Origin of the sequence: Acetobacter sp. AC2005 (assembly GCF_037901235.1) — a bacterium.
Classification (GTDB): Bacteria; Pseudomonadota; Alphaproteobacteria; order Acetobacterales; family Acetobacteraceae; genus Acetobacter; species Acetobacter oryzoeni.
On the sequence record NZ_CP149625.1, the window covers coordinates 716,828 to 743,232 of the forward strand.

A 26,405-nucleotide genomic window follows, 5' to 3' on the forward strand; every position below is an offset into this window, starting at 1 on the left:
TTTTATAAACTATCTTTTAATATTCAGGGGCTTTGGCAAGACATCCCGCCCGCAACACAGCGCCCCACAAGGGCTGAAAAACGGCTTGGCTGGGCGGGCTTTATTGCTTGCAAACGGGCACATGCAGCCCCTCCGCCCTATGGGAAAAACACGGAAAGGCTGCTCTCTAAAATTTGCGCATGAGAACAGATTGCAGTTGCAACTGTGGCGTTAAGGAGACACCCCGCCATCCTTGCTGGCCCAGCCATCTGCTGCATCCAACGCCGGGGCCAGACCGCCAAGCGGGAAGTTTATGGTCAGCACGCCGGCATCACGCTTGGCCAGCATCAGGTGGCCAATGCTGCCCCGGCGCAGGGCGTCCATTAGCTCCTGCGTAAAGGCGGCCAGCCCCACGCAGCCTTTATTATCGCAATATTGCCATTCCAGCGGCACGGGGGGCGCGTTATCCACCCCCAGAAAGGAGTGTTTGTTTAATGAAAGGCCAAGCGGCACCCGCAGGATAATTTTGTATGGCGCATCAACAAGCCGGGCTGTGCTGTTGGGTGGCACGGCGCGCGCAATTTGCATGCTGCCAATAGTGCTGACAACGTGGTGCTGAACATCATTCAACTGAAAGTTCTGCTGCACGCCACACACAAACGGCCTGTTGGTGGTGCTGTTAAAATTGCACTGCCAGCCCCAATGCTCAATCACCCCGCTTTTACGGTCTATCTGCGGAATACCTGCCTGCGTGGGGCCAACGGGGCCTTTATCATGCAGCGTATCCAGCAGCGTTGTATCTGCATCCGGCGCTTTGGTGGCGGCCTGTGCCGGGCCATGCAGCAGGGCGGCCACAGCACAACAGGCCGCCAAAAGCCCTGCCCGCGCAAAATGCACTTTTAAAAAACGCTGCTGGGCCATGCCTGAAACTCCTGTTGTGTAACTATGCGCAGCACATGCTGCAATGGGTTGCCCCTGCGCCGTTATGGTACGGGCAAGGCGGCGTTACACCGCACGTAGGATTCCTTATCCCTAAAGATAAACAGCACGTAGTAATCCAGCGCGCGGCCGCGCCTGCGGGTGGTGTGGGTGTAAAACGGAAACACATCCTGCGGGGGACCGTATTCTGGCGGCAGGGGATCACTCTCCAACAAAGTTTCCACCCTAAACAGAGGCACATAAATATGCACCGGGCCGGGGTTGCGCCGCACATGCCACAAATTGCGCCGGAACTTGCGCAGCCTGTCTGGCAGAATGAAGATCATGTTTTCTTCAATAAACCGCTCATCCGGCTGGGCACGGCGCAGGTAGCGCGCATCATCCGGCATATCGCAAAAAAAGTTGTAACCCTGTATTTTCATGCTTCTCTATTCTGCATCTTTACGCTCTGTGCGCCATTCCTGCGCGGCAGCTTCTTGGGGGTGTATCCGCTGGGCTGGGCATGGGGCTGCTTTGGTAAGGCCTGCCCTCCTCCTCCCATACTGTGCATGTGCATGCAACCGGGGCGCGTGCACGGCTGCACTTAGCCAGTGTGCGGCTTGCTGCTGTGGTGTGATATGGGGGTTTTCTGCCTGTTTTTAAAGCAGAGCGTGCGCTTAAGGGCGGAAACACCCCGGTTTTGAGCGCACGGGCAAGCAAAAACTAAAATAGAATACGCTATAAAAAACCCTGCCCCAGAATATGGAGCAGGGTGATACCATCAGGCCCGCAGCGCGGTTTCTTCTGGCTCTGCATTGCTCACAATATAAGGGCCGGCTTCCAGAATCTGGAGCGCGAGCAGCGCTACCGTGCCCGGTTTTCTGTGGCCCAACGGCAGGCAGGCATTTCCCTCTGTCCAGCGCATGGGGTAAAACTCCACATTATTCCACCCTGCCAGATCTTCATCCTGCAGATAGGATGTGAGAGTGCGCGTTGTGTTGCCCTCGCATATGGTGGCATTGCCCACCAGAACGCCCAGATTGCGGCGGTCATCCACAAACGGCCCTATCGCCTCATTCCGGCGGCTGGTGTTGGATTGGATATAAACCGTTTCAATACCAGCGGGGATCATAAACAGCGCGTAATTTTTTTCCGTGCGCAGTGGGCGCATTACCCGGCCATTGCCTGCTGTCAGATGCAGGTTGCTCTTATGTGTTACAACCGGTGCCTCTGTGCGCAGCGGCAGGCCCATGCCTTGTGCACGTGCGCGAAACTGCTGGAACAAGGGCTCAACAAAAGCGCGGGAGACATTCAGGGGGGCTGCGGCATCATCCCATGTCAGATTGCGGCTGCGCGGCATGGCAACCACATCACCACTCTGGCGGAAGCTGCGGCGGTTGCCAGTATCCAGATAGCTTTCCGTCAGCACACCATCTGCGGTGATGATGGCGTGATCTTCGGTTTCAACGTGGTAATAGTCGTAAGATGTGAAGGACTGATCATAAAAGATGGACTGACCGTTTACGAGCATACGTGCTGGCACAAAGCAGCCGTTCAGATACAGGCAGTGCTCTGGCGTAATAAGCATATCCTTGAAAGGCACGCCCTCTGCCAGCGCATCCTTAAGAATGCGCACCGGGTACCCTGCCATATCTAGGGGCAGAAAAGGTGCAGCAACGCTGGTTGATTTGCCAACCCATGTTACGGTTTTCTGCTCTGTCTTGCCGTTTACAAGCACGTCAATCCGGTCACCCACCGCCAGATCTTCAACCTTGCGGGTAACGCCGTTTACCGAGATTTCTGTGCCTGCAAGAAAGCAGGGAACAAAATCACGATTTTGGAACGTAACTGATGAGCTTGTTCCATCGGTTCCATTGATTTGCCAATGATTGATAGAGCTGTTGCCCATTGAATAATTCGTATATGTATAGTCTGGTATATTAACAGATGCATCTGTTAATAGAAAATACCCACCTGCCGTATCACCCAATATGATTTGTTCAGAACCTTTTGCACCCCAAGTATAGTTATAGGTATAGGTTGTGCCATCAATAGTGAAACTGGTTTTGCTATTGAATGTTACTTCAACACTATTTTGAATGTTAGATACGTTTCCCTTTGAGTCTACGATCGCAAAGTTAAGGATGTAGTCTCCTGATGAAGGGATAGTGGATGCTCTAGCCATAACCATAAACTCTTGCGGAAATTGTTGAGAAAAATTTGTTGTTAGGTATATCTTATCCCATTTTTGTGTCAAATGATTCTTAACCCCAACGGCTGCTCCAGCGCACCCCTAAAAACGCCCGGCACTGGCCCGCACGTGGCATACATGCCCCTTAACAGTTCTGGCATTATGCGGCACAGATACAGGCACGCATTTTCCACTGCCCGGCGTGCCTGTGCTGCCAAGGGGCAACTGAAGTAGAAGGACACCCGGCCATGCGCTTTTCCGCCCCCTTTTTCCGCCCCGGCCTTTTTGCGCTGTGCGCTGCGGGCGCGGCGCTGGCTGGCTGTGCAGAACCCCGCACCACCACCACGCCAGAGGGTAAGGAAACCCCGGTGGCCGCCACCGGCCCCAAAGGGGTGTATGAAGCGCGCGGGAACGAGCCCTTCTGGAACATGACACTGGCCGATGGCGCGCTTTCTGTTGAAACACCGGATGGCCCGCGCATGGCCCGCGTGATCCGCCACGCCTATTCTGAAAACGGTACCCGGTATTATGAGGCATCGGACGTCAAAGCCGCCCTTACCGCATCTGCCTGCACAGATAGCATGACCGGGCAGGTGTTTACAGATACCGTCACCCTTACCTCCGCCACCAAAACCCTGCACGGGTGCGGCGGTGTGCTGGTGCCCCCCACCAGCCTGAACGATACGCGCTGGGTGGTCACCGCCATGGATGGCCGCAGGCTGCGCGGCGGCAATTTTGTGCCCGATACGGGTGACAGCGCCACGGATGAAAACCCCAACCCGGCGGCAGACATGTTTGCCCCCACGCTGGATATTAACGATACGGGCAAGATTTCTGGCTCGGATGGCTGCAACCGCTATGTGGGCGGGCTGGTGTTTGGGCCAAAGGGCAGCGTAAAGCCCATGCCCGCAGGCGGCATTAGCACGCTGATGGCCTGCCCCGGCAAACAGAACGATATTGCCAACACCTTCCGCCCGCTGCTGAACAGCGTAATTGGCTGGACAACAGATGGCACACACCTTGTGCTGCAAACCTCTGGCGGCAAAACCATCCGTTTGCGGCAGGTGTTTTAACTTTTCCGCACGGCGGGTTCGGGCATGTGTTGGGCCGTTTGCCCATCACGCGAGCGTGAGAAGCAGCGGGCTAACACACCCCGCTGCACGGCCCTATAGTGGCCGCATGTGGCGCAGATACGTGCCCTTGCCCGCATGATAGCGCAGGAACCTGTGCCCAAGCGGGCCGTTATAGGCATATCGCACAGATATCTTTGTTATGTTTGAAAGGGCGCTTTCGTATGATTTCAGCCAGCAAAAAAGTGTTTTGCAAGGTGGCTTTGGGCGTCACGCTTGCCGTTACGGTGGCCCCGGCGGCTGTGAGCACGCTGGTTTCTACCGCCCATGCTGAACGCAGCGAACGCTTTGGCGGTGATTTTACAGCAGAACACAGCGCCACATCACACCCCTCCGGCAAGGTGGATGCCGTGTTTTTTCCTTCCACGCATGAGCTGCGCTATACCATTACGTGGGATGGGCTAAGCGGCCCGGTTACGGTGGCGCATTTTCATGGCCCGGCAGACCCGGGGCAGGAAGCAGACCATATGATCACCCTGAAAGGCCCCTTTAAAAGCCCGTTTTCTGGCACCGCCATTTTAACCGCAGAGCAGGAAAAAGCCCTGCATGATGGCAAGATGTACCTCAACCTGCACACCGCCGCCTACCCCAAGGGTGAAGCCCGCGCGCAGCTGACATCTCCCTACAATGGTGAGACAGACCACGCAGACCCCAACCACACCTAAGCCCAACACCCGCGCATAAAAAAACGGCCCCGCCGCCTTGCCCCGTATCTGGGGTGTTGGCAGCGGGGCCGCTTTGCGTTTCAGGCCCTCATAACGGGCATAAAACGCAGCGTATTACAGGTGCTGTGCGCCTTCTGGCTGGGCTTCACCACCCTGCGGGGCAGCGTTAGGCTGCTGGTTGGGCTGCATGGTGCCCGGTGTGGTGGAATGTTCCACATCATACGCCGTGGCTTTCTGCTGATAGGTGCCCTTTGCGCCGGGGTGTTCCTTATCATACAGCGCAGCCTTGGCGCGGGCTTCCTTACGGTATTCATGACGGCGATACATGCCCGCAGCACACCCGGCCGCCGCACCCAGCACACCATGATGGTTGGCCACATGGCCACCCACAGCACCGGCTGCGCCGTATTTCAGGCAGCCGCCCGGTTCGCTGGCGTTTGCGGCGGTGCCAATGGTGGCGGCCATAAGGGTTGCTAGGCCAAGGGTTACAATCTTACGCATTCTTTTATCCGTCTTTTCTAGCGCCTGCCGGTTTGGGACAGGCATCTGCCAAACTTCTATAGCAAATAGATATGGCAGCAGCTTTGTTCAACACCACCACACTAACCTGCAAACAGTGGCGGAATGTGGGCCAAGGCAGAATACAGCGGCGTTGGCTATACGGGCGGCCCATAGGCATTGGGGCCTGGCGTGCCCTTGGCGCATAAAAGGTAAATCCAATAACCCACGCCTATATATGGAACAAACCACAAAACAGAAAACCAGCCACTGCGCCCCAGATCATGATGCCGCCTGACCAAAGCAGATGTAATGGCAAACATGAGAAACACATATACAAGTAAAAGTGCAGCATAAAACATATGCACGCCAGTTACGGCATTTATGGAAGAGCCTGCATAATTATCAAGCACATACACTGCATATAAATGTGCAATATATGTAAGTATAAATAGAAGCAGCAGCCATGCGCTCCATATCCGATAATCGGAAACAGACAGGCGGCCTGTGTACTTAAAACTTTGTTTAAACTGCTCTATCAAAACAGACATGGCTCCCCCCTTTCTGCAAGGCCCGCAACGCAAAAGCCCGCCAGCATTGCTGCCAGCGGGCCTGCGTGTGTGTTGGGCTGTGGTTGGCGCGTATTACCGCACCGCCCCTGCCTGCGCTGCGGCCTGACGGGCAAATTCGGCCTGTGCTGCGGCTTCCCGCGCTTCGGCCTTTTGGGCCACTTCATCCTGAATGGCCTGCTGCGAGGGCAGCGGCGTATAGGGCACTGGCTTGGGTGCTGGCGCAGGTGTGGGGGCCATAACAGCCGGTGGCGGCGCAGAAACAACCTGCGGCGCAGGGGCAGAAGGGGCTGCCACATGCGGCGTGGCCGCTACGGCGCGCGGGGCCACATAAGCCGGAGCAGATGGCGCAGATACAGCCGGGCGTGGTGCCGCCACATGCGCAACAGGGGCGGAAACCGCAGGCGCAGGGGCAGAAACCCGGTGCGTAGCAGCCACACCCGCCGGAACAGCCGCCGCAGTGGCCACAGGTGCGCGGATAGGCGGCGGGGGTTCAGACGGCCATCTGGGTTTTTCATCCGAGGCACGCTGGTTATCTATGCCCGGTGCGGCATCACCATTGCGGGCGGCCTTTAGCAGGTCTGGCCCCATAAGGGCTGTGCGGGAGCACACGGCCTCGCGCTGGTCTCGGTTCAGGGTGCGGGTATCAAACATCTGGTCCGGGCCAAGGCGCAGCATGCCAATGCCACCCCATGCGTAATCGGACGAGGCCCTGACATCTGGCAGTTCAGACAACTCGCGCCCCAGCTTTTTCACCGTAGTGTCTGTTATCAGCTTGTTGTGGTAGCAAAAATACATCAGCCCGCCCACATTGGCCGCATTTGTGCCCAATACGGTGGGTATGCCATCGTAATCCAAAATGCCGGGGGCGGCTGTGGCGGCTGTCATGGGCGGTGGGCCGGGGCGCATCTTCATAATCTGCAGCCCGTAATGAGGGTTCTTCTCCGCCGCATAAGCCGCCGGGGGCGCGGCCAACAGGGCAGTGCAGGCCCCCAACGCCAGAAAAACAGGACGGAATCCCAACATCTACTTTGTTCCTTGCTTTGGTCTGGCCGCAGAATACGGAAAAACCCCACCAGCCAGCAAGGCCCGCCGCACGGGCCATGCCGCATAAACTTGCGCATAGATGCATGATATCCACACCCACGGCCACCCCCATTTCTGTGCAGATGCGAGCATCATACAATTATTAAGACTATGATTGTAGGTTTTCCCACACAGATAAAAGCCGCCTTGGCAGTCCCGAGTACAAACATGCACAGGGACACCTACAGTACTCTTTTATTCCGCCCAGCAGAGTTGACTATAACCCTTGTAAGGCCCGCACCTGCACGTTCATGAAATGCGATCATTTAGAGCCTACCTTTTTCTTATATAAGACTTTAGTTTTTTACATAAAGAAATCGCAAAAATAATTGCAACAATATACAAATATATAATGCAATCACTTTCTGTTTCTGGTAATATATCACTTGGAAGGAAGGCGATTTCGTCTTTTAATTTTTCCCTTAGGACCAATAAAATGAAATCTAATACTGAATCTTTCACTTCAAACAAAAAAGAAAAGACTTGCTCATCCCGCATAGGACAGGGTGGGAAGGGTTGGCTTTCCTTGCTTCGTTTTGAAAGTTCGGAGACACCCTTCCCACCCTGTCCTATGCGGGATGAGCCGTCAAATACCCATTATACTTAACGTAAACAGATTCAATACTTAGTGCAATCAATTTTAAAACAATTTATGACCTGAAATTAGAAAAAGCCTTCCTTCCAAACGGACCGCCCATCTCACACACCCTATTTCATATTTCCATACATTTATGCAGCGGGTGGATTTTACGTAAGGGCGCTGTATGCTGATGGGTGAATATGGCTGAGCTTTCTCCTCCTTCCTCCGTGCGGGTTTCTGCGCGGCGCATTTTAGTGCTGGACCTTCTGGCCGGGTATGTAGATGCGCTGGGCTTTGTGTATCTGGGCGGGCTGTTTGCCTCCGCCATGACAGGCAACACAACCCATCTGGCCGCCGCCCTTGTTGGGGGTATCTGGCCCCATGCCTTTATGTTGCTGGGTATTTTGGGCACGTTTTTTGTGGTGGCCATGCTGGCCACTCTGGCGCGGTTGCGCTGGCAGGCAGCCATTGGCATAGCCTGTGTGGGCGTGCTGCTGGGGGCCACGCAAATTGCCATGCTTACGCCGTGGCACCGCACGCTGGCCCTTGTGCTGCTGCCCGCCCTTATGGCCGTGCAGGGGGAAACGATAGCCCGCTTTTCTGGCAGTGCTATCCAAACCATTGTGATCACCAGCAACCTGCTCAAATGTGCCTCGGCATTGGCAACATTACTGGCGGCGCGTTGGCCGGGCAGCACTGTTAAACCCCCACCACCGGGGGCGGCTTTGTTGCCGGGGCTTTCCTGGCTGGGGTTTGCGGCTGGGGCACTGTGTGGCACCCTTGCCATGGCATGGCATGTGCCGCTGCCCTTTATCTGGCCCCTGCCCTTACTGATTTTACTGTATCTGGATATAGCCCGCGCCGAAGCCCATAACACGCCGCCCTGAACACTACCCCACCCATTTGCGACAAAAAGAGTATGACCGTTCTGCCCTGCCCCTCCCTGCCTTTTTCTGCCTCTTTTCTTTCCACCCTGCGCCGTGCCCGCGGGCTTGCGGCCATAGCACTTCTGCCCACGCTGGCGGGGTGTGGGTATATAGATAGCCGCACCGCCCATAAGGGCCAGTTGGCCGTAATTGGCATGACAAATGAGGATTTACAGGCCTGCGCGGGCATTCCCGACAAAACGCAGAAGATAGATGACCACACCACAATTTATCAGTACGTGCGCTCGGTCAACATGCCTTCCACCAACGATTCCTCGCTGTTTCCGCTCCAGACATTTGTGAACATGACACAAACCACCTTTGGCGGTGCGGGCAAAACCTGTGTGGCCACCATACGCATGGTGGATGGCCATGTGTATGACCTGCATTACAGTGGTGATAATGACCGCATGATTGGCACAGATGGCGCGTGCTCTACCGTTGTAAAAGGCTGCATCCGCTCCCCCGTGGCATCCACCAACCGGTTCCATGACAGGCTGATCGGGTTTGGCCCGGTTTCGGCCTTTCATCAGCCCAGTGTAGAGGCGCAAAGGCGTGCGCTGCATTCGGTTTATGAGCCGCCAGAACCGCAGCGCATTCTCAACCCGCAGCCGGATTCTGCCGGCACGCCATCTTCCGCCGCAACGCCTGCGGTGCAGGCCACACCGGCGGCACAGGCTGTTCCGGTTTCTCAAACGCTTACAGGCCCGCAGGCCGTGGCAGCCGCTTGGGCGGCCAAGGCGCAAGCGGCAACACCCGCTGCGGCGGCCCCAAACAGCAACGCCCAGCACTAAGGCCGGGCGTTTAAAACCATACGGGCTGCGGGGATATGCCCGCGCCCGATATGTTTTATGGGGGCTTCAGGCCTTGCCGCGTGCGCCTTCCTGCAACTGGGCTTCCAGCTTGCGCAGGCGCTCACCCAGAGCTTTTGCGTGTTCTGGCCGATCCTTCAGCGCAATATCGTATTCCCGCTTCACCTGCTCCATTTCACGGCTGATATCCGTGGCGGATGGCAGGTGGTGGGTATGGTTTTCTGTTTTTTCAGACATAAAAATTTCTTTCCCTATTTGCGTAAAGCCTACCTTAAACATTGGGGCCGCCACAGCCACCCACAACCCGCACAAAAGCAGACCAGCATTACCCGCCACAACGCCATGCCCAGATAGCGGTTGACCACGCGGGGCAAAAGAGTAAGTGTGACGCTGTTTTGATTTGGCATGATTCCGGTGGAATCTGCGGGGCTTGAGATGCATGGATACGGCACCGGCCCGGCAACCCTTTTACCGCCGGAACACTATATAAGGGGTTTTTGGGATGGGCATGTTTCTGTGCATTGCGCTGCTGGGCCTGGATCTGATGTTGTACTTCCTGGGCATGAACGTTGCAGCTATGGGTTCTGCTGTTATCGCTTTTCTTGTTCCGGTTATCGTGATGTGCAGCTACAGCCTGACCCACATTGAAAAAGACCCGAACGCGTCTTCTTCTCACCACTAATGTGGGCTGGCGGGTTTTGACCTGCCATGCTGTAAAAAAGCCGCCGCAGCCTTATTGGCCCGGCGGTTTTTTTGTGCCCACATGCGTATGAAACGCGGCCTTACTGCGCTGTGCGGGCCAGTTGCGCGTGGGTAAAGGCACAGGCCCCGTTGTGATAGGGCGCGCAGTTCTGCTCCTCGCTGCTGATCACGCCATGTAGCCCCATGCGGAAGGTGATGCGGCAGGATTGGCCGTTGTATTCGGGGTCTGTTACCATCACCCATGTGTTGCCGTGGCGGGTGGCTGCGCCCTCGGCCGAGCCTGCGCAGATATCCCCCACAACGGCAACCTCGGCAAAGGTTTCATCCCCCGTTTGCACCAGTTTAAGGGTGCCTTGGCCACCAGTCATGCTGCCGGTGTATATTTGGGCGGAAGTGGCAGGCGGCGTATCCTGCGCCAAGGCAGGTGTGGCGGCTATGGTGGCGCAAAACAGGCCCAATGTGCGGAAAAGATGCGGCATGGCGGTTGCTCCGTTTCTAACAAACCGGGCCAACGCCAGCCGCCGCACGTTATTTAATGATACATCAGCGCACGAAACAGGCTGACCAGCCCCGGCTGTAGCACATACTGGATAATTAGCAGCACCACCATTGGGCTAAAGTCCATGCCGCCCGGCATTGGCAGCATACGCCGCACGGGGGCCAGCACGGGTTCTGTTATGCGTTCCAGAAACACGCCTATTTTCCAGACAATCTGGTTGCGGCTATCCAGAATGCCAAAGGCATACAGGTTTACAAAAATACAGGCTGCCAGAAGCACCCAGCTATACAGTTCCAGAAGCCGCATCAGCAGCATGAAAACGAAAAACACGAACGCCAAATCCTGCTTTGCTGAAAAACCGGGCACACCCTTATGGCATGCCCGCATATCTGCCATTGGGCGCCTACAATACAGCTTGACAGCAAATTGGTAAGCCCTATACACCCAAAAATCTATGGAACAGGCGGGGCTGTAGCTCAGATGGGAGAGCGCCTCGTTCGCAATGAGGAGGTCAGGGGTTCGATTCCCCTCAGCTCCACCACCCTCCTGTTCAAACCCTTGTTTTTATTGGGTTTTTTGGTGGAAAGTGTAAAATTTACAATACCATTTTACAGTTGGTGATGGTTTTCATGGGTTTTTCGAGGCGTCTTGCCACACCTCAACAAACCATAATTTTTTCAGGCATCCATAAAAACATACAAAATTCTGGATAAACTGGCATCGACTCTTAATAGAATCAAATTTCTATGAGAATTTTATACAGAGGCAAGTGATTATCTTATAAAACTCTTAAATAAAATCCAATTTGTTTATAATGAATACTGAAAATTTCTCTAGATAAGTATTTTATTACAAAACACTTACACAAGTCAGAATTATTTATTGTTTTGAAGAGAAATCTGAGTATGTTGGTGACAAAGCACCTCTCCGTCACCAACATACTTTTTATTACAAGCCTGCAGCAGGATCAAATCCACATTCTACAAAAGCTTTATCTGAAGTGTTTCAAAAGAAGACAATTCAGATTAACAACTTGACGATCTACAGATACAGAAACCTACTCTCGCAATTTATGCTGCCTCTTTAACATCGGCACATTTAATCGCAGCAGGATCATTTGAACCAAATAAGGACGTTCGCTTCAAAGCATCAACGCCTTTTTCATTGATAGCCCTATCAATTGCACGTTCAAAAATTTCCCGAAATCTGTTTAGCATAGGATGGTACCTTAGTGTTTCGCCACTCATTCGGCATTAAAAGAAAAGGAGATCCAAGCCCCATAGGCCTTGACATCCCGAAATTCTTTTTCTTCGTCCAAACTAGGGCACATTGCACGAAAAAAGTAAAGATCCGCGGGAGTCTTGAAGTGAAATTTCACATGCTTCGCTTCAAGTTCACCATACCCTAACGCTGTTGCCCTAGAAAAAGTTTCAACTAGGATATTAGTATATCCTGTTTCTTCCATTTCGCCATAATCATACTTCGGTGACATAACAATATGACGGATTCGTAGCACTTTTCCATCGAACCCTGGTAAAAAAGCAACATTTGCTTGAAAGGCTACCAATGGTTCTTTTTGCTCTGCTTCTGTCTTATACAAGACATACACTTTTGCATTTTTTGACGGTGTATATGCTAAAGAATCCAAGACACTCATAGATGCTTGGGCATATGTCTCAAATTCTTCCCCAAAATCTTCACACTGGCCTCGCCAGCATGATTTGACGTGATTCCAAACATTATTATCTGCGGAACACGATTCTAAACTATAAGACACCTAACTCTCTCATATACATTATTTTAGCTTTTACGGACTTACTATTATATAAAAAGAGCATCAACAACATTAAACGGAATATCTGTTAACCTGATGTGATATACCAACTCACTCTTAAATGAATATTTATACGTATTTTATTTGTTTTTTGTATATTTTCTTGTGAATAAATTCATAAATTTTAAAAATTACCTTGATTATTGAAATATCAAGCCCTGATTTTTTCTTCACCTTATTCTCCCAGCCCAACAAGCCGCTGCATAGCCTCTTCCGCTACCACGCGCTGCCTCACACCTTTGGTGTATCGTTCCACTTCTGCCAGTGATTGATGACCGGTGATGGATGCAATCTGGTGAGGTGTACAGCCTGCTTCTGCCATGCGGCGTGCAGCTGCTTTGCGCAAACCATGCGGGCCTAGTTTTGCCTGCACCCCTGCTTTGATGGCGCATTCCTTAAACCAGTTATAAAACGCGTTTCCGCTAGCAAATGGCTTGCCGGTCTGTGTCACCAGAAAAGCCTGCTCACCACATGGGCCAGCTTCAATGGCCGCCAGTAGCTGCGGGTGCATGGGAATAAACAGGTGCGCTTCGGTTTTCTCCTGCACCACTTCTATGCTGCCGTTATGAATGTTCTTTGGCCCCATGCAGATCACGTCACTGCGGCGCTGCCCTGTATAAAGTAGCAATGCGAGTGCCAAGCGGGCGCGTGTTCCTAGCGGCCATCGGGATTCAAATGCCTCTATGTCGGCTTCTGACCATGTGGGAAATGGCTTCTTCTTGTATTTCAGCTTCTTGATATCCCGCACGGGATTATCCGTCCGCCATCCATGATCAAATGCGAACTGGAACATCTGCCGCAGAACATTGCGTAATGCATTGGCCTGAGCTGGGGTGCGGCTCATGCTCTCCAGTATCGCACGGATATGTCGGGGCTCGGCTGTTTTCACCATCTTGTTGCCATGGATCTCGATAAAGCTGTCGATCAGGCGCGTGTAAGATTTCTGCGATGGTGCTTTCAGTTCCTTAAACTGGTTGGATTTACGCCAGGCAACAGCCAGCGCTTTCATGCTGCCCGGTAATGTACCAGATGCACCCACCTCTTCCCGCTCTTCGCGTAAGGCTTCGGCATACGCACGCATGAACTCATCCGAACCTAACCGGCCCGGCAGTTCCTTGCGTGGGTATCCCTCTCTGCGGAAGTAGTAATAGGTTTTGCGCTTGCTGCGGATTACCTGGACGAAATCAAGCTTTAGTCTGGCCATCAGTCCCAGTCGCTTGTTGGGTAATAGCCTTGGCGCCTATCTTCTATCCACGCGTCCAGATCATCCCGCACCCAACCTTTTATGGTTCCAGTAATGGGTATGGGCTTGGGCATCTTACCGCTTGCCACGGCCTGATCCAGCATTGCTGGTGAAATATCCAGATACTGCGCTGCCTTTTCACGCCGCATGATGCGCGGCCAATCTGGCAGCATTGGTTTGGCTTTTGTGCGTACAGGCACCTGCACTGTCTGGCTCATGCCGCCCTCTCCTTTCGCGCTTCAATCAACTGCACATCGTCTGCCCAGCCAATGATGCCGCTTTGTCCGTCTATTTCGTCCGGTTCGCATTCAGGAAACCGGATAAGAAAATTCCTGTCCTCTGTGGCCGTTATTTCAAACAGACCATCGTCCACCTTACGCATTTCCAAAAACCATTCAGGCAGACTGGGAGTTGTGCTTTTACCCGATACAATCCACCGGCCTTCCTTGCGCTCCTTGCTGCAATCAGAGAATTCAATCTGATTACCTGTGCGCTGGTCTGTTACCGTGCCCTGGTATCTGCCTGCCTGATTGCGCGTTAGTGTTGCCTGGTATCGGGGCATTCCATGCACTCCGCCAATGATCCATGCTGCGGTGAGTCCGCAATCGGCACAATCCAAGCTGGTGGAAAGGTCAGTATCTGGCCATCAGCAAAAACTACCGTGTGTTTTACCGGTGTTTTCCCAAACATCAGCGTGCGTGTTTCACGGCCAATGGTGGGGTATGCGTGCTGGCCTTTGCCGGATGGGTCTTTCACCACAACATCACGGGCTACGGGAATAATGCGCATGCCAGGGAACGTGGAAGATTGTGTGCAGGTCATGGGGTATGATCCTCTGCAAGAATGGTGTGTTTGAGGTGCTTTTCCGAAGCCTGAATAAGGCATTCAGACGCTAGCCAGTTAGCAGCATCTGAAATCACAAAATCCGATACGATCCGATGGTGGCTTACGCTGCCATCGGGGTGTGATTTCATGACGGTTGTATGATACGGAAAATGAGACTTTAACCAGCTAATATCGCCGCCAAATAGCGCAACAATGTCAGGCCGCCGTGTCATTTGCGACCAGGTAAGCTTCCGCTCCTGACCGACCACATCACGGAAGATATAATATCTCCACCCATCTCCCCATCGGCTGCCGAGACATTTTACTGGGCAGGTGCTTGCATCAACCATCACGCACCTTCCTTCTGGCGGATGCTTTCCATCCATTCATCCAGAGCGGCCACAGTAAACAGACCATTGCCTTCAACTATGGTGCAGCGCGGGCCTTTGCCTTTTTCACATAGGCTATGGAAGGTATCTGGTGATAGGCCGCAATACAGGGCCGCCAAGCCAAAGCCTACGTACCGGGTGGCATCTGCACCGCTTTCTTCTAGCGCGGTATCCACCAGTTTCAGGGCAGCACGCTGCACGCGGGCGGCCTGCATGGCGTTTGGTGTGGGTAATGTTGGATCTAGCAGCGGGCCAATGGCCGTGATCAGCTGCGATGCAGCACGGGAGCGCTCTAGCGCAGCATCCGATACCGTGCGGAGTTCCGCAATAAGTGTCATTCATTCCTCCATCGCGTCGTGGCGATGGAGGAATACTAGGCAATGCCTACTTAGTCAGTCAATAGGCAATGCCTAGTTTTTCATCCAAGGTTTATAACCTTTGGAAAAATAGCACTTCTGCATAAGAGCCTTTCTAGGTCCAATTTGGTCAAGAGTGCCTGTTAATGTCTCTCTTGGAGGGCCGAGTATTTGCGCCACCTGTAGTTCACAAGCGGCTTCATCTTGTGGGCTAACATCAGGGTAATAGACATTATCGTATGAATTTGACCTATTCCCGCTGCATCCGGAAAGTAAAAGCATTACACCAGCAGCGTATAGAAACTTTCCATTCATGAAATTATCCTAACATATGAAAATCAATAGGCGCAGCCCATTCTATTTCTGGATTATAAATAGGAGGAACCATTGGATTTACTGATGTTAATACAAATGAACCGGTCTCTGGCCCTGCCGCCACAGTTTTCAAAACCACTTGGCCATCTGATAGTTTAGCCACAACATCACGCCCGATGAGCTTTAAGCCCAAGCATGGCCGTCCAGGTAAGCGAATGCCTATTACTTCACCTGGTCTATAGCGGGGCACCATAGATTCTCCGGTAACACGCAGCACTATTCCATCGTATATTGGGAATGGTAGCTGTACTTCGCCATCTTCTTGAATGTCCCCATTTTCAAAGATAACTACACGATCAGCCCCGGCGACAAACCCGGATACAGGAAGCCGCAACGATGGATTACCATCGCAGTTAGAGTGACGTAATGCCTCTTTCGGCGACCCTAAATCGTTCCCGCATAGCTCTTCTAACGAAACATTATAAAGGGCAGCTAAAGCTGACAGCCGTTCTAGGGAAGGTTTGCTGCGGCCTATTTCCCATTGCGCGACTGAGGCTGGTGCAATGCCTAACGCCCGCGCGACCTTTGCTTGAGAAAGGCGCGTTGCATTACGGAACCGCTTCAGTCGTTCAGGCCATGTATCCATAATTTTTTATATCAGTAGGAAACACCTACCATCACCTAGCATTTGCCTATTGCATTATTGCTAGGCATTGCCTATTGGTTGGGTATGAAAGAAGCGGTTGTAGATAGAGCGATCAAATTGGCAGGTGGCCCTACTGAATTGGCTCGGCGTCTCAATATTAAGGCACCGTCTATCCATTCATGGCGCAAAATCCCGCCAAAACGAGTGCTTACTGTCGCAGAAATCACAGGCATTCCACCCTGGGAACTGCGGCCAGATCTATACCCTTCTCCAGAAAATTCGACCGGCATCCTGCGTGCCGATCCGCAAATACAAATTGAGGGTGAACTCGCATGAACCATAACCAGAGCAGTACGCCCAAGCCCTCACCCTGTCAGCCGGAATCGTTTCGGGCATCCTTTGCGCTCTTCAGCCTGATTCCGATCTATGCACCGCAGTTTTGCAGAACGAATGGTGAGGCTCGTCGGCTTGTGCGCGGCGGGGCGCTTGAGGTGAACGGAAAACCAGCAGTTGATGAAAATATGCCGGTAAGCGCGGGAGATACCGTAGTTGTATGCCCTCGCTCAAAAACCCGGCGGTTTGAATTCACAGTAAGGGAAGCTGGGCCTGATAGGGATATGCGGCGCGCTGAACTTATTGCGGGAAATAAGGGTGAAAGCCAACCCGCACCACAAACAAACGAAACCGTAGCTTTGCCACTAGCAACAGCGCGTCTCGCTTATATGGAAATTTTTGCAGTCATAGATCGCCTATCCTGCCAGCTTCCTCATATTGAATGTGAGGAAGCTCAGATTAAAGCTCAGGAACGACTCAACCGTCTTTACGATCTACACGATCAGCTTGAGGCAGTTGTGGGTTTTCATGGATTATCTTCGGACGAACGGGGGCGTTAATGGCTCGCTTCATCCTGAAATCCGGCTGCCATTTGCGGGATACCCATATGTCCAGAAGCAATTTGCGTGTTTTCCTTATGGCTTCCTGCGTAGCTTCAACTTGTCTGGAATATAAACTGTCTGTTAGTGCAGCTTCTGCTTGTTTAGTAAAACGGCTTACCCGTTCTTCAAATTCGCTATCGGTCGTTTTATCGGGAAGATTATCTGCAATAACAGCAGCAAGAAGATACTGTGAAACGCGGCGTTCTGCTTCAAGCCGAGTCACCCGATTACGTAAGCTATTGAATGCCTTCTCCAGTTCTTCAAGGCTTTTTACCACGGAATCGTCCTTTCATGTTTTTTGGGAACACATAATGGACGTAGCTGGTAGCGGTATCAATGCCGCTGCCAGCACCCCTGCTGCGGGTAATACGCCATGCTAACCGCGGCTATCAAAACTGCTACCCGTACGGCCATCAAAGCCTGTGGTGGTCTGGATTCAATATCCCGCGCTGTGCGTGTCGGCATCACGCAGCTTTCCGATTACTGCAACCGTGAAAAAGCGGCTGTTGTGCCGGTAGATGTTGCTGTTGAGCTGGATAAAGAGGCGCAAGAGCCGCTTATTCTTTCCGTTATGGCTCAGGCAGAAGGGTTTGCCCTGGTGCCGGTCAAGTTCGGCAACGGTCTGCTGCCGCACGATATGGGCAAGTTTGCCAAGGCCACCAGTGAGGTTCTGCAAAAGGGCTTTGAAAGCATGGCAGATGGCAATGTGGATGTGCAGGAAGCGCATGAAATACTCACATACGCGCAACGTGCCCGTACGTCCCTGCATCATATTGAAGCCACAGCGCACAGGATCGTCGCTGACGGCAAGCCATTGCAGGTGAGCGTTGCTGATGGCGCGTGAAGCACTCAACTGGCGCGAGCTAGACCCTAAAATCCGGCACTATGCCCGGTGTGGTTTCAGTATTCGCCGCCAAGCCAGCAAGCTGAGTATTTCGGAAATATCCATTAAAAAGCGCCGTGCTTTTCTTGGAATTACAAAGAAAAAGCATGCAGCGCAGGAGAATTCTTCTCATGTCGCGTCATAAAAACGCCAAATCTGCACGCCGGTTTTTCCGCCGCCGCCCTCTCAATGTGCGGGCATTGCGTGAAAGCGCACGCGTGCAGCCTGATCTTTCCATGCAGTCGCGTGTGTCCAGTGGATTCACATGGTGCGCGCCACGCAGGGCTATCCGGCAGACAAGGCAGTACAATGGCTGAGGCGCTGCTGGACGGATATGATTTCTGCGGCCGGTTGAGGAACGCCATCGCTGCGGAAAAAAGCCTTGCTGCCTTCGCCCGCAAGCATGGGCTGAAGGAACAGACCGTGCGTGATGCAGAAGCTATGCAAACGATCAGTGATGGTGTCTGCAAAGCTCTTGGCTTGGTGAAAGTTCTGCGCTATCCAGTGCGGGACGGCAGTGGTCGGCTTGCATCACTCCGCGAAATCCAAGAAAAACTGAATACTTTTATACGGCGTTGCGGAACGCAGGAAGCTGCTGCACGCCGATTTGGTATCAGCAAAGGCCACTTATCCAACATCCAGAATGCACGGCGCGGCGTCATGCCGGTGCTTAATGTGCTGGGTTACGGCTTTCCGGTGCAGCGCTTTATTGTTCGGAACGCAGCATGAGCGGCAAGCTGAAAGCTGCGGAAGTTTCCGCCATGCTGGCCAGCCAGATGGAGGCTTTGGCGCGTGAGCTGCTGCCCGGTGGCAAGAAAACCGGCGCTGAATGGATGGCCGGATCTGTGGCAGGTGAGCCAGGCACAAAGCTGGCTGTGCATCTGTACGGTGCAAAAGCCGGTGTGTGGAAAGATTTTTCTCAAGATATCGGTGGTGATCCGCTGGATCTGGTCGCGCATTGCCTGACGAACCGAGATCTGAGTGCTGCGTATCGCTGGGCCTGCAACTGGCTGGGATTGAGCACGGAAACGGTGGAAGTCCGCCGTGCCGAAATCCGTGAAAAAGCTGAACAGGCTAAGGCAAAAGAGGAAGAAGACGCTAAAAAGCGTGTCAGCCGTGCGCGGGATATCTGGATGAATGCCCAGCCAAATATCCTGAACACGCCAGTAGATTTCTATTTGCAGGCACGCGGTATCAAGCTGGCAAAGTTTGATCGGCCTCCTGGTGCATTGCGGTTTGCGCCAGAGCATTACTGTGCAGAAATAGAAGCTCCATTGCCTGCCATGCTGGCTGCCATCACAGATCTGAATGGGCGGTGCGTTGCCGTGCATCAGACGTGGCTCGGCCAGCATGGTGGTCAATGGGCCAAGGCGCAACTGGAAATTCCCAAGAAAGTTCTCGGCAGTTTCCGTGGTGCCTGTATCCGGTTGCGCAAAGGTTCAGCCGGAACAACACTCAAACAGGTTTCACCGGATGAGGTTATTGCGATTGGTGAAGGCATAGAAACATGCCTTTCCGTTGCCATGGCCCTTCCGGATCTGCGGGTACTCGCAGCAATCTCTCTCGCAAATCTCGGAACAATCCGTCTGCCGGATACAGCACGCAATGTGCTCATTCTGGCAGATCGGGACGAAAGCACGGCGGCCAAAAAAGGCCTGCGTAAAGCCATAGACACGCACCTGTCAGCAGGGCGCACGGTAGATGTGGCTTGGCCGCCAAAAGGCAAGGATTTCAACGATGTTATCGGAAGATGAAGAAAGCGGCCTGGACGCCATCCGCTCGGCCATCAATACGGCAGAACGGCAGTTCCAAGTTATTGAAGGCGGCAAGAATGCCGATAATGGTGGACGCCCTCCCAAAACCAAAGAAAAGACGCCCTGCCCAGTTGTCACTATCGGACATCTGGACGGGTCTTTTTACTTTCTTGACCGCGTTGGTCAGCTGCGTGTGCTCAAGGCATCGCAAATGACGCGGCGGCCAGATCTGGTGGCGTTGTTCGGTGGCAATATCGATTGGCTGAAAGAAACATTTCCGAAAACGGCAAAAGTCAAAGACAAGGATGCAGAAGGCAATGAAACAGCGCGTGAAGTTGTGGTTGACTTTAATATCAATCACACTTGCCAGTTCCTTCAGCGTGAGTGCTTTTCTGCTGGCCTTTTCGGTGATCACATACAGATCCGCCGTCCAGGTATCTGGCCTACGTCAGAAGGTATGCCAGTGGTGCATTGTGGCGACCGTGTTCTGGTGGGTTCAAAGCTGGAATTACCAGGCACGCGCATTGGCAATCAGATCTGGGCTGCTGCACCAGCAGAGCCACGTCCAGCAGAGCGGTGCGAGGCGATTGATGCACGGGAATTTCAGCGCCAAGTCAGGGAATTGTGGGATTTCCGGCTGGAAGGCAGCGATATCATCGTTATGGGCATGCTGGCCTGCGCGTATTATGGCGCGGCCATTCCGTGGCGTCCTGCCGGATTTCTAACCGGGCCTGCCGGTTGCGGTAAATCTTCCCTGCTGCGTGTGCTACAAAACGCCATTCCGCTCAAATTCGCCACGAATGACGCATCAAAGGCCGGTATTGAACAGATGGTGGATGGTCGTGCCATTCCCATGCTGGTGGATGAAGCATCTGACCGTGTAGATCAACGTGCTGCCCGTGCTCTGCTGGATCTGGTGTTGTCCGCAACAGGTGGCGAAGGCACAAAAGGTGCGCGTGGCGGTTCGGATGGTATCGCCCGCAAGATTGCGGTGGCCGGTTCCATCATCATGGCATCCATCCGGCCACCGGATATGGAAGCGCAGCATCTGGGCCGCTTTACACTGGTGGAAATGCAGGCACCTAGAAACGGTGCAGACCACACGGCAGAACATCGGGATTTTGCTGAATGGGCCAAGGAAATCGGGCCAAAGCTATGGGGTCGCGCATTGGCAGGATGGCAGCGCTATAGTGCAGCGCGTGTGATCCTCCGTGCCGCCGTGGGCCGTTCCGGTTGTCAGCCGCGTGAAATGGATCAGATGGGATCATTGCTGGCCGGTTGGTGGGTGCTGATCAATGATCAGGTGCCAACAGAAGCCGAGGCAGATAGAGCTGTGGAATGTGTCATGGGTTACATCCGCACGGCAGAAACGGCGGAAGCCGCCAGTGGTAGCCAACAGATGATAGATCATCTGCTTTCGCAAAAGGTGCAGATGGATCGCTCAACAGATCGGCGGTCGCTGTCATCACTCATAGAACGCATGCTGGTGCCGGTGAATGAAGAAAAGCCGGATATAGAGGAAAATGCGTTCTCCCGTAAAAACGTTGCATCCGTTCTGGCAAGTTATGGTATCAGGGTTGTCAGACGGAACGAGCCCACGCCCCGCAGCGGTCAGGATGTGCCGCGTGGCAGTGAAGGTGATGGATTGTGGATCTGGCCGCGCAATGCTATGCTGACGGCGCTGTTCAAAGACACACCATTTGCCGGGCAGAAGTTCGTCTATGAATTTGCGCGGATGGAAAGCTACAGGCCGCCGCCGCGTAACGCACGCGGGCATCAGATTACCATCACCATGGATGGTAAGAAAAACAAGGGTTGCTTCTGGGTCAGGTGTTGTGAGCTTGGCTTGTCTGATGATGGTGACGATGGGCTGTAAAGGAACCATGGAACCGCAACGGAACCGCGCCGGTTCCCATTAGTTCGTTATATTTCCTAAAGGGAACCAAAACCCCCATAGGGAACCTGTTTTTTCACTCCTATACAGAAGCACGCTCTCCGTGCCTCAAATCCATTGTGAGAGAAAATAGCAGTTCCCTTGGTTCCTTAGTTCCCTTTCTTTCTAACCTATTGATATATATAAATAATAAAAGGAACCAGAAGGGAACCACATGGGAACCGCAGGAACCTCGCTAGAAATGAAAGCCATCAAGCCCATAAGCGGGCAGGAAATGGCACAGGCCGTGGAAGATCGGTTGTTTGAGGCCGGATACACACTGGCCTGCCTGCCAGCCCACGGTGTCCGTCCAGCTGGATGGGGTAAAGGCTGGGGCGAAACGCTGATGGACATGGATGATCTGCTGACACTCGTGGCAGAAAGTGAAGTCCGGCCACCCATGCCAACAGCTGCCGCCATTACCCGCATGGATGAAGCATTCATCTGGGTACAAGGCATTTCCAATTTCAGGCACCGCCGCGTCGTGCTGCTCTGGATGATGATCCATCCGCTCTCACTGCGACATCGCTATAGCTGGAGGCAGATTGGTAGCTTTTTGGGTGTGAGCGATAAAACCGCAAAAAGCTGGTTTTTCAGGGGGATAGCTGACATCACGAAAAAAAATTACACCTAACTGCATTTTTTACTTCTCAAACTCCGCAAAATGCAGTTTTTTAGACACCATGATCAGGGGGCGTGCAGCCAACAGGCTACGCGGCCTTTTTTTATGCCCAGATGAAAGCGAAACATGCCTGTCAGATCTCCAGTTTTCCGGCCGCGCTGGCACAAGCCAGAAGCGCAACGCCGGAAGGAGTTCGATAAGCAGCGCGGCACATCGCGCCAGCGCGGTTACGATGCGGCATGGGAAAAGGTTCGCGCCCAACACTTGGCGCTTCATCCAATCTGCTGCGTGCCTGGATGCAGAACGCCGCGTGACAGATTGAACGTCGATCACATCGAAAGCGTGCGGGAAAATCCGTCCAGGCGGCTCGACCCCAGCAACCTGAGAACGCTTTGCCAGTCACATCATTCGGCCAGAACAAGCCGAGATCATAGCTGGAACCGCTGAAAATCGGCAAAAAACGGCAGAAAACAGCCATTTTTGACGAAAAACACGTCAAAACGGGTGGGGGGTATCAAATCCCTGCCGGCGGCGAGCGCCTGAACCGCGCCATGGGCAAATTTTTGCAACCGCGAAATTGAGGGAAAAAGTTACCAGGATGGTTGGATGGAAACCCTCCTGCCTATTCGCATGAGGGAAGGTCATCATGAGAGGTAGAAAACCAAAGCCACGCCACCTTCGTGTGATTGAAGGCAATCCGGGAAAGCGGGCTCTCCCTGAAGATGGTGTCCGGCTCCCATCCGAATATGCGGCGCCACCAGATTTTCTGGATGAGATGGCGCGGGCTGCGTGGGAGCGCCTTGTTCCTCCTTTAGTGGAGCGCGGGCTTTTTACAGTTCTGGATCATGACAGCATCGCGGCCTACTGCGAAGCATTCAGCCGGTGGCGTAAACATGAGCAGTCCCTGAAAGATGCCGGTCAGGAAACCTTCGAGACGCATGGCAGGCAAGGCCGCATGATCCGGACGCGGCCAGAGCTGGGCATCATTTCTGAGCAGATCAGGCTCATGACCAGCATTGGCTCCAATTATGGATTTTCACCCGTTGCCCGCATGCGCCTGAAGGATGTCGGGCAAGGTGACTTGTTCAACCCCTTTGACAACGTGTGAGTATGGCCAGCTACCCCTACATTCGGAAAGCGCAGCGGTACATCAAGGATGTTCTGTCTGGGAAAATTCCGGCTTCATGGCAGGTGGTAGCTGCATGCAGACGGCAACAGCAGGATCTGGCGCGGTCTAAGCAGAAGAAATGGCCGTATCGGTTTGATAAGGAAGAAGCCGAGCGCGTCTGTCGCTTTCTGGAGCTTATGCCGCATATCAAAGGCCCCAAGGCCCGCGATGGCGAACTGATAGAGCTTGAAGGCTGGCAGTGCTTTATTCTGACCACGGTTTTTGGGTGGCTGCATAAGAAAACGGGCTTCCGGCGCTTCCGGCGCTCCTTTATCGGCGTGCCGCGTGGGAATGCCAAAAGCACGCTGTCATCTGGCGTGGCGCTGTTCATGCTCACGGCTGATGGGGAACCTGGGCCAGAGGTCTATTCTGCGGCCACCACGCGTGATCAGGCCAAGATCGTGTTTGGCGATGCCCAGGCCATGACGCGTAAAACGCCGCCACTGGCACGCAAGTATGGGCTGGATGTTCAGCAGCGCGGGATTATCTCGGCCTGCAATGATGGCATTTTTCGCCCGCTCTCGCGTGATGCCGATACACAGGACGGCCTGAACATCCATTTTGGGTGTCTGGATGAGGTGCATGCCCATAAAACCCGTGAAGTGTATGACGTGGTGGAAACTGGTGCCGGCAAGCGTGACCAGTCCCTGATCTGGGCCATCACCACGGCAGGATCAAACAGATCCGGCATTGGTTATGAGCTCTGGACTTATCTGGAAGCCGTGCTGCGCAAGGTTTTGGTGGATTGGGAAGAGAGCCCCTACCCGCTTAAAGGCGATCAGGCGGAAGATGAGCAATTTTTCGGCATCATCTACACCATAGATGATGGTGATGATTGGACAGATCCTGCCTCGTGGCAAAAAGCCAACCCGAACTGGGGTGTTTCTGTCATGCCGGACTACGTTGCAGGCCTTGCCAACAAGGCCATGCAGCTTGCCAGTGCGCAGAATAACTTCAAAACCAAGCATGTGGATGTCTGGGTGAATGCGGATCAGGCATGGATGGACATGCAGGCATGGAAAAAATGCGCTGATTATGGGCTGTCTATTGATGATTTTGCCGGTGATGATTGCATTGAGGCACTGGATCTGGCCAGCAAGATCGACCTTGCAAGCAAAATCCGGCTGTTTCAGCGCCAGATAGATGGTGTGACGCACTATTACGCCTTTGCCACCTTCTACCTGCCTCAGCGGGCTGTAGATGAGGCAGCAAACGCGCAATATCAGGGCTGGGCGATTGACGGGTATCTCCAGACCACGCCGGGTGACGTGACAGACTTTGAAACAGTCGAAGCCGGCCTTCTGGAAGATAAAAACAGCTTCAGCGTCACGGATGTTGCCTATGACCCATGGCAGGCTACCCAGTTGGCGCAGCGCATGTCTGAAAAAGATGTGCCCATGCGCGAATACCGCCAGACCGTGCAGAACTTTTCCGAAGCCATGAAAGAATTAGAGGCCCTGGTGTTGTCCGGAAGGCTGCACCATGACGGCAACCCGGTTCTGGAATGGTGCATCTCCAACGTGGTCTGCCACACGGATGCAAAGGACAACATCTACCCGCGCAAAGAGCGAGTGGAAAACAAGATTGACGGTGCCGTGTCTCTGATCATGGCGCTGGGTGTGGCTCTGCATGGAGCTGAACAAGGTTTCGTTTACGAAGGAATGTAATAATGGGGCTTCTGGATTTCCTGCGTGGATCTGGGCCGCCGGTATCCGCACGCCGGGAGCCTCGCCTTCATGCGGAAGCTGGTGTCAGCTCTCCTGCTGATAATTTTCAGGCAGGTGGGCCATGGGTTTCGTTTCCAATGGGTGGGCCTTCCCGCTCTGGCGTGCTGGTCAATGAGCGCACCACGCTTTCTCTGCCTGCCGTTATGCAGGCCCTGCGCATCCTGTCTGGCGTGTTTGCCATGGTGCCTATGCACTATTGCCGGCACGATGGCACTGGCACGCACCGGCTGACGGATGATCCGCTCTATCAGCTGATGAACGGGCGGCCAAATGACGCGCAAAGCCGGTTTGCTTTTCGGGAAATCCTGATGAGTGATCTGCTGATGGCCGGAAACTTCTACGCGTATGTCTCGCGGGATGCCTTTATGCGGCCTGTGGCGCTTACGCGGCTTGATCCGTTTGGCACATTGCCGTTGCAGTCATTCGAGCGAGCAACCGGGCAAAGCATGTTTTATGATACCACCCTGCCCGATGGCTCGTCTGGGCGCTTTGCAGCGCGTGATATCTGGCACGTTAGCGGCATGAGCCGGAACGGCCTGCAAGGTCTCAGCCCTATCGCCTACATGAAAGAGGCATTTGGCGAGAGCATCGCTACAGCCACCTATGTCCAGAATTACTGGCGCAATAACGGCCAGCCGCCAGTCATCTTAACCACGCAAGGTAAAATTGGTCAGCCAGAACGACAGGCCATCAAGGAAGATTGGCAATCACTCTATTCAGGCCCCATGAATGCAGGCACGCCAGCGGTTCTGGGGAGTGGTCTGACAGCCACCTACATGCCCATGAACAACAAGGATGGGCAGCTGGTGGAAACACGCACTGCCCAGGTGCTGGATATTGCGCGTGCATGGGGTGTGCCGCCGCATCTGATTTTCGAACTGTCCAAGGCCACGTTCGGGAATATTGAGCAGCAGTCTCTGGAATTCGTGATCTATCACCTTGGCCCGCATTTCGCACGCGTGGCGGATAGCGCCATGCATGCCTTTGCGGATACAGGCTGCATTTTCAAGCATGATCCGTCTGATCTGCTGAAAGGCGGCTTTCTGGATCGTGCTCAGGGTGTTTCTGCTCTCCGTAATGCGGGCGTGATGAACACGGATGAGGCCCGCAGTAATTTCGATCTGAACCCCGTAGGCGGTGATGTCGGATCTGAGCTGTGGCGACCAATCAATATCGGTGTGGCAGGCGAAACCCCAGCCGGAACAGAATCAGGAAGCTGA

Annotated in this window: 38 protein-coding genes and 1 tRNA gene; 19 read left to right on the top strand and 20 right to left on the bottom strand. The window is 53.6% G+C overall.

The annotated features are described in order from the left end of the window. Positions 1-210 precede the first annotated feature (210 nt). From QQM41_RS03375 to QQM41_RS03385, 3 genes are all read right to left on the bottom strand, one after another. Positions 211-900, bottom strand: coding sequence for an invasion associated locus B family protein (locus tag QQM41_RS03375; RefSeq protein ID WP_339077701.1), 690 nt, complete (start codon positions 898-900; stop codon positions 211-213). Positions 901-962: 62 nt separating this feature from the next. Then, complete coding sequence (locus QQM41_RS03380; protein WP_003626226.1) at positions 963-1,340, bottom strand: hypothetical protein; 378 nt, start codon at positions 1,338-1,340, stop codon at positions 963-965. A 338-nt stretch (positions 1,341-1,678) separates the two neighbouring features. Then, positions 1,679-3,088 carry a Hint domain-containing protein gene (locus QQM41_RS03385; RefSeq protein WP_339077702.1) on the bottom strand — a complete coding sequence of 470 codons (1,410 nt, stop codon included), beginning with the start codon at positions 3,086-3,088 and terminating at the stop codon, positions 1,679-1,681. 248 nt (positions 3,089-3,336) lie between these two features. Between QQM41_RS03385 and QQM41_RS03390 the strand changes: the two genes are divergently transcribed. Both QQM41_RS03390 and QQM41_RS03395 read left to right on the top strand, forming a co-directional pair. Further along, a complete protein-coding gene (locus tag QQM41_RS03390) occupies positions 3,337-4,161 on the top strand; it encodes an META domain-containing protein (protein ID WP_339077703.1) in 825 nt (274 codons plus the stop codon). A 221-nt stretch (positions 4,162-4,382) separates the two neighbouring features. Beyond that, positions 4,383-4,883 carry a CHRD domain-containing protein gene (locus QQM41_RS03395; RefSeq protein ID WP_050819295.1) on the top strand — a complete coding sequence of 167 codons (501 nt, stop codon included), beginning with the start codon at positions 4,383-4,385 and terminating at the stop codon, positions 4,881-4,883. 114 nt (positions 4,884-4,997) lie between these two features. Here the strand turns inward: QQM41_RS03395 and QQM41_RS03400 are convergent, their stop codons facing one another. The 3 genes from QQM41_RS03400 to QQM41_RS03410 all read right to left on the bottom strand — a co-directional run bounded on the left by QQM41_RS03400 (position 4,998) and on the right by QQM41_RS03410 (position 6,976). After that, positions 4,998-5,429: a hypothetical protein gene (locus QQM41_RS03400; RefSeq protein ID WP_339077704.1), complete on the bottom strand. Its 432-nt coding sequence runs from the start codon at positions 5,427-5,429 to the stop codon at positions 4,998-5,000. 110 nt (positions 5,430-5,539) lie between these two features. Then, positions 5,540-5,932 (bottom strand): DUF805 domain-containing protein, encoded by a 393-nt coding sequence (locus QQM41_RS03405; protein ID WP_128104940.1) that lies wholly within the window; start codon positions 5,930-5,932, stop codon positions 5,540-5,542. A 93-nt stretch (positions 5,933-6,025) separates the two neighbouring features. After that, positions 6,026-6,976, bottom strand: a complete 951-nt coding sequence (locus tag QQM41_RS03410) for a hypothetical protein (RefSeq protein WP_339077705.1) — start codon at positions 6,974-6,976, stop codon at positions 6,026-6,028. Positions 6,977-7,816: 840 nt separating this feature from the next. On the opposite strand from QQM41_RS03410, the gene QQM41_RS03415 reads away from it, so the two are divergent. Both QQM41_RS03415 and QQM41_RS03420 read left to right on the top strand, forming a co-directional pair. Then, the gene (locus tag QQM41_RS03415) at positions 7,817-8,503 is read left to right on the top strand and encodes a YoaK family protein (RefSeq protein WP_128104938.1); all 687 of its coding nucleotides are present in this window, start codon (positions 7,817-7,819) and stop codon (positions 8,501-8,503) included. Positions 8,504-8,535: 32 nt separating this feature from the next. Further along, positions 8,536-9,336: a hypothetical protein gene (locus QQM41_RS03420; protein WP_128104937.1), complete on the top strand. Its 801-nt coding sequence runs from the start codon at positions 8,536-8,538 to the stop codon at positions 9,334-9,336. A 66-nt stretch (positions 9,337-9,402) separates the two neighbouring features. On the opposite strand, the gene QQM41_RS03425 is transcribed toward QQM41_RS03420, so the two are convergent. Further along, positions 9,403-9,591 (bottom strand): hypothetical protein, encoded by a 189-nt coding sequence (locus QQM41_RS03425; protein ID WP_003626200.1) that lies wholly within the window; start codon positions 9,589-9,591, stop codon positions 9,403-9,405. Positions 9,592-9,856: 265 nt separating this feature from the next. Between QQM41_RS03425 and QQM41_RS03430 the strand changes: the two genes are divergently transcribed. Next, the gene (locus QQM41_RS03430; protein WP_128104935.1) at positions 9,857-10,036 is read left to right on the top strand and encodes a hypothetical protein; all 180 of its coding nucleotides are present in this window, start codon (positions 9,857-9,859) and stop codon (positions 10,034-10,036) included. Positions 10,037-10,136: 100 nt separating this feature from the next. Here QQM41_RS03430 and QQM41_RS03435 read toward each other — a convergent pair whose 3' ends face one another. Together QQM41_RS03435 and QQM41_RS03440 are read right to left on the bottom strand one after the other, a co-directional pair. Then, positions 10,137-10,583 carry a hypothetical protein gene (locus QQM41_RS03435; RefSeq protein WP_339077706.1) on the bottom strand — a complete coding sequence of 149 codons (447 nt, stop codon included), beginning with the start codon at positions 10,581-10,583 and terminating at the stop codon, positions 10,137-10,139. Between the two features lie 5 nt (positions 10,584-10,588). After that, positions 10,589-10,951, bottom strand: a complete 363-nt coding sequence (locus tag QQM41_RS03440; RefSeq protein ID WP_003628894.1) for a YggT family protein — start codon at positions 10,949-10,951, stop codon at positions 10,589-10,591. A gap of 69 nt (positions 10,952-11,020) precedes the next feature. On the opposite strand from QQM41_RS03440, the gene QQM41_RS03445 reads away from it, so the two are divergent. Continuing rightward, positions 11,021-11,096, top strand: a tRNA-Ala gene (locus tag QQM41_RS03445). 529 nt (positions 11,097-11,625) lie between these two features. Here QQM41_RS03445 and QQM41_RS03450 read toward each other — a convergent pair. The 10 genes from QQM41_RS03450 to QQM41_RS03495 form a co-directional block, all read right to left on the bottom strand. After that, entirely contained in the window at positions 11,626-11,772 is a 147-nt protein-coding gene (locus tag QQM41_RS03450) for a hypothetical protein (RefSeq protein ID WP_339077707.1), read from the bottom strand. A gap of 26 nt (positions 11,773-11,798) precedes the next feature. Then, positions 11,799-12,332 (bottom strand): hypothetical protein, encoded by a 534-nt coding sequence (locus tag QQM41_RS03455; RefSeq protein ID WP_339077708.1) that lies wholly within the window; start codon positions 12,330-12,332, stop codon positions 11,799-11,801. A gap of 232 nt (positions 12,333-12,564) precedes the next feature. Beyond that, positions 12,565-13,593, bottom strand: a complete 1,029-nt coding sequence (locus QQM41_RS03460; RefSeq protein ID WP_339077709.1) for a site-specific integrase — start codon at positions 13,591-13,593, stop codon at positions 12,565-12,567. Beyond that, entirely contained in the window at positions 13,593-13,850 is a 258-nt protein-coding gene (locus QQM41_RS03465) for an AlpA family transcriptional regulator (RefSeq protein WP_050819280.1), read from the bottom strand. The genes QQM41_RS03460 and QQM41_RS03465 overlap by 1 nt, the downstream gene beginning before the upstream one ends. Beyond that, positions 13,847-14,194: a hypothetical protein gene (locus QQM41_RS03470; RefSeq protein WP_339077710.1), complete on the bottom strand. Its 348-nt coding sequence runs from the start codon at positions 14,192-14,194 to the stop codon at positions 13,847-13,849. Before QQM41_RS03470 ends, QQM41_RS03465 begins: the two co-directional genes overlap by 4 nt. Further along, positions 14,170-14,454, bottom strand: a complete 285-nt coding sequence (locus QQM41_RS03475) for a hypothetical protein (RefSeq protein WP_339077711.1) — start codon at positions 14,452-14,454, stop codon at positions 14,170-14,172. Before QQM41_RS03475 ends, QQM41_RS03470 begins: the two co-directional genes overlap by 25 nt. After that, complete coding sequence (locus QQM41_RS03480) at positions 14,451-14,807, bottom strand: hypothetical protein (protein ID WP_339077712.1); 357 nt, start codon at positions 14,805-14,807, stop codon at positions 14,451-14,453. The genes QQM41_RS03475 and QQM41_RS03480 overlap by 4 nt, the downstream gene beginning before the upstream one ends. Continuing rightward, positions 14,807-15,184 (bottom strand): hypothetical protein, encoded by a 378-nt coding sequence (locus tag QQM41_RS03485; RefSeq protein WP_339077713.1) that lies wholly within the window; start codon positions 15,182-15,184, stop codon positions 14,807-14,809. The genes QQM41_RS03480 and QQM41_RS03485 overlap by 1 nt, the downstream gene beginning before the upstream one ends. A gap of 72 nt (positions 15,185-15,256) precedes the next feature. After that, positions 15,257-15,517, bottom strand: coding sequence for a hypothetical protein (locus QQM41_RS03490; protein ID WP_339077714.1), 261 nt, complete (start codon positions 15,515-15,517; stop codon positions 15,257-15,259). A 4-nt stretch (positions 15,518-15,521) separates the two neighbouring features. Then, entirely contained in the window at positions 15,522-16,163 is a 642-nt protein-coding gene (locus QQM41_RS03495) for an XRE family transcriptional regulator (protein ID WP_050819274.1), read from the bottom strand. A gap of 84 nt (positions 16,164-16,247) precedes the next feature. Between QQM41_RS03495 and QQM41_RS03500 the strand changes: the two genes are divergently transcribed. Both QQM41_RS03500 and QQM41_RS15690 read left to right on the top strand, forming a co-directional pair. After that, positions 16,248-16,499: a YdaS family helix-turn-helix protein gene (locus tag QQM41_RS03500; protein ID WP_019089958.1), complete on the top strand. Its 252-nt coding sequence runs from the start codon at positions 16,248-16,250 to the stop codon at positions 16,497-16,499. After that, on the top strand, positions 16,496-17,056 hold the full coding sequence (locus QQM41_RS15690) for a S4 domain-containing protein (RefSeq protein WP_408874572.1): 561 nt from the start codon (positions 16,496-16,498) through the stop codon (positions 17,054-17,056). Before QQM41_RS03500 ends, QQM41_RS15690 begins: the two co-directional genes overlap by 4 nt. Here the strand turns inward: QQM41_RS15690 and QQM41_RS03505 are convergent. Further along, the gene (locus tag QQM41_RS03505) at positions 16,974-17,375 is read right to left on the bottom strand and encodes a hypothetical protein (RefSeq protein ID WP_339077715.1); all 402 of its coding nucleotides are present in this window, start codon (positions 17,373-17,375) and stop codon (positions 16,974-16,976) included. The two genes, QQM41_RS15690 and QQM41_RS03505, sit on opposite strands and share 83 nt — an antisense overlap. Positions 17,376-17,471: 96 nt before the next feature. Here QQM41_RS03505 and QQM41_RS03510 point away from each other — a divergent pair, with 96 nt between their 5' ends. From QQM41_RS03510 to QQM41_RS03560, 11 genes are all read left to right on the top strand, one after another. Beyond that, complete coding sequence (locus tag QQM41_RS03510; RefSeq protein ID WP_339077716.1) at positions 17,472-17,942, top strand: hypothetical protein; 471 nt, start codon at positions 17,472-17,474, stop codon at positions 17,940-17,942. Beyond that, a complete protein-coding gene (locus QQM41_RS03515) occupies positions 17,932-18,126 on the top strand; it encodes a hypothetical protein (RefSeq protein WP_087651504.1) in 195 nt (64 codons plus the stop codon). The genes QQM41_RS03510 and QQM41_RS03515 overlap by 11 nt, the downstream gene beginning before the upstream one ends. Next, positions 18,113-18,298, top strand: coding sequence for a hypothetical protein (locus tag QQM41_RS03520; protein ID WP_339077717.1), 186 nt, complete (start codon positions 18,113-18,115; stop codon positions 18,296-18,298). Before QQM41_RS03515 ends, QQM41_RS03520 begins: the two co-directional genes overlap by 14 nt. Beyond that, positions 18,291-18,710, top strand: coding sequence for a hypothetical protein (locus QQM41_RS03525; protein WP_339077718.1), 420 nt, complete (start codon positions 18,291-18,293; stop codon positions 18,708-18,710). The genes QQM41_RS03520 and QQM41_RS03525 overlap by 8 nt, the downstream gene beginning before the upstream one ends. Continuing rightward, positions 18,707-19,735 (top strand): toprim domain-containing protein, encoded by a 1,029-nt coding sequence (locus tag QQM41_RS03530; RefSeq protein WP_339077719.1) that lies wholly within the window; start codon positions 18,707-18,709, stop codon positions 19,733-19,735. The genes QQM41_RS03525 and QQM41_RS03530 overlap by 4 nt, the downstream gene beginning before the upstream one ends. Next, entirely contained in the window at positions 19,719-21,611 is a 1,893-nt protein-coding gene (locus QQM41_RS03535; RefSeq protein ID WP_339077720.1) for an ATP-binding protein, read from the top strand. The genes QQM41_RS03530 and QQM41_RS03535 overlap by 17 nt, the downstream gene beginning before the upstream one ends. A gap of 232 nt (positions 21,612-21,843) precedes the next feature. Continuing rightward, entirely contained in the window at positions 21,844-22,302 is a 459-nt protein-coding gene (locus QQM41_RS03540; RefSeq protein ID WP_339077721.1) for a DUF6362 family protein, read from the top strand. A 114-nt stretch (positions 22,303-22,416) separates the two neighbouring features. Continuing rightward, entirely contained in the window at positions 22,417-22,737 is a 321-nt protein-coding gene (locus QQM41_RS03545) for an HNH endonuclease signature motif containing protein (RefSeq protein WP_080585962.1), read from the top strand. A 199-nt stretch (positions 22,738-22,936) separates the two neighbouring features. Further along, positions 22,937-23,398: a phage terminase small subunit P27 family gene (locus QQM41_RS03550; RefSeq protein ID WP_044583006.1), complete on the top strand. Its 462-nt coding sequence runs from the start codon at positions 22,937-22,939 to the stop codon at positions 23,396-23,398. A 2-nt stretch (positions 23,399-23,400) separates the two neighbouring features. Then, positions 23,401-25,125, top strand: coding sequence for a terminase TerL endonuclease subunit (locus QQM41_RS03555; protein ID WP_339077722.1), 1,725 nt, complete (start codon positions 23,401-23,403; stop codon positions 25,123-25,125). Between the two features lie 2 nt (positions 25,126-25,127). Beyond that, complete coding sequence (locus QQM41_RS03560; RefSeq protein WP_339077723.1) at positions 25,128-26,405, top strand: phage portal protein; 1,278 nt, start codon at positions 25,128-25,130, stop codon at positions 26,403-26,405.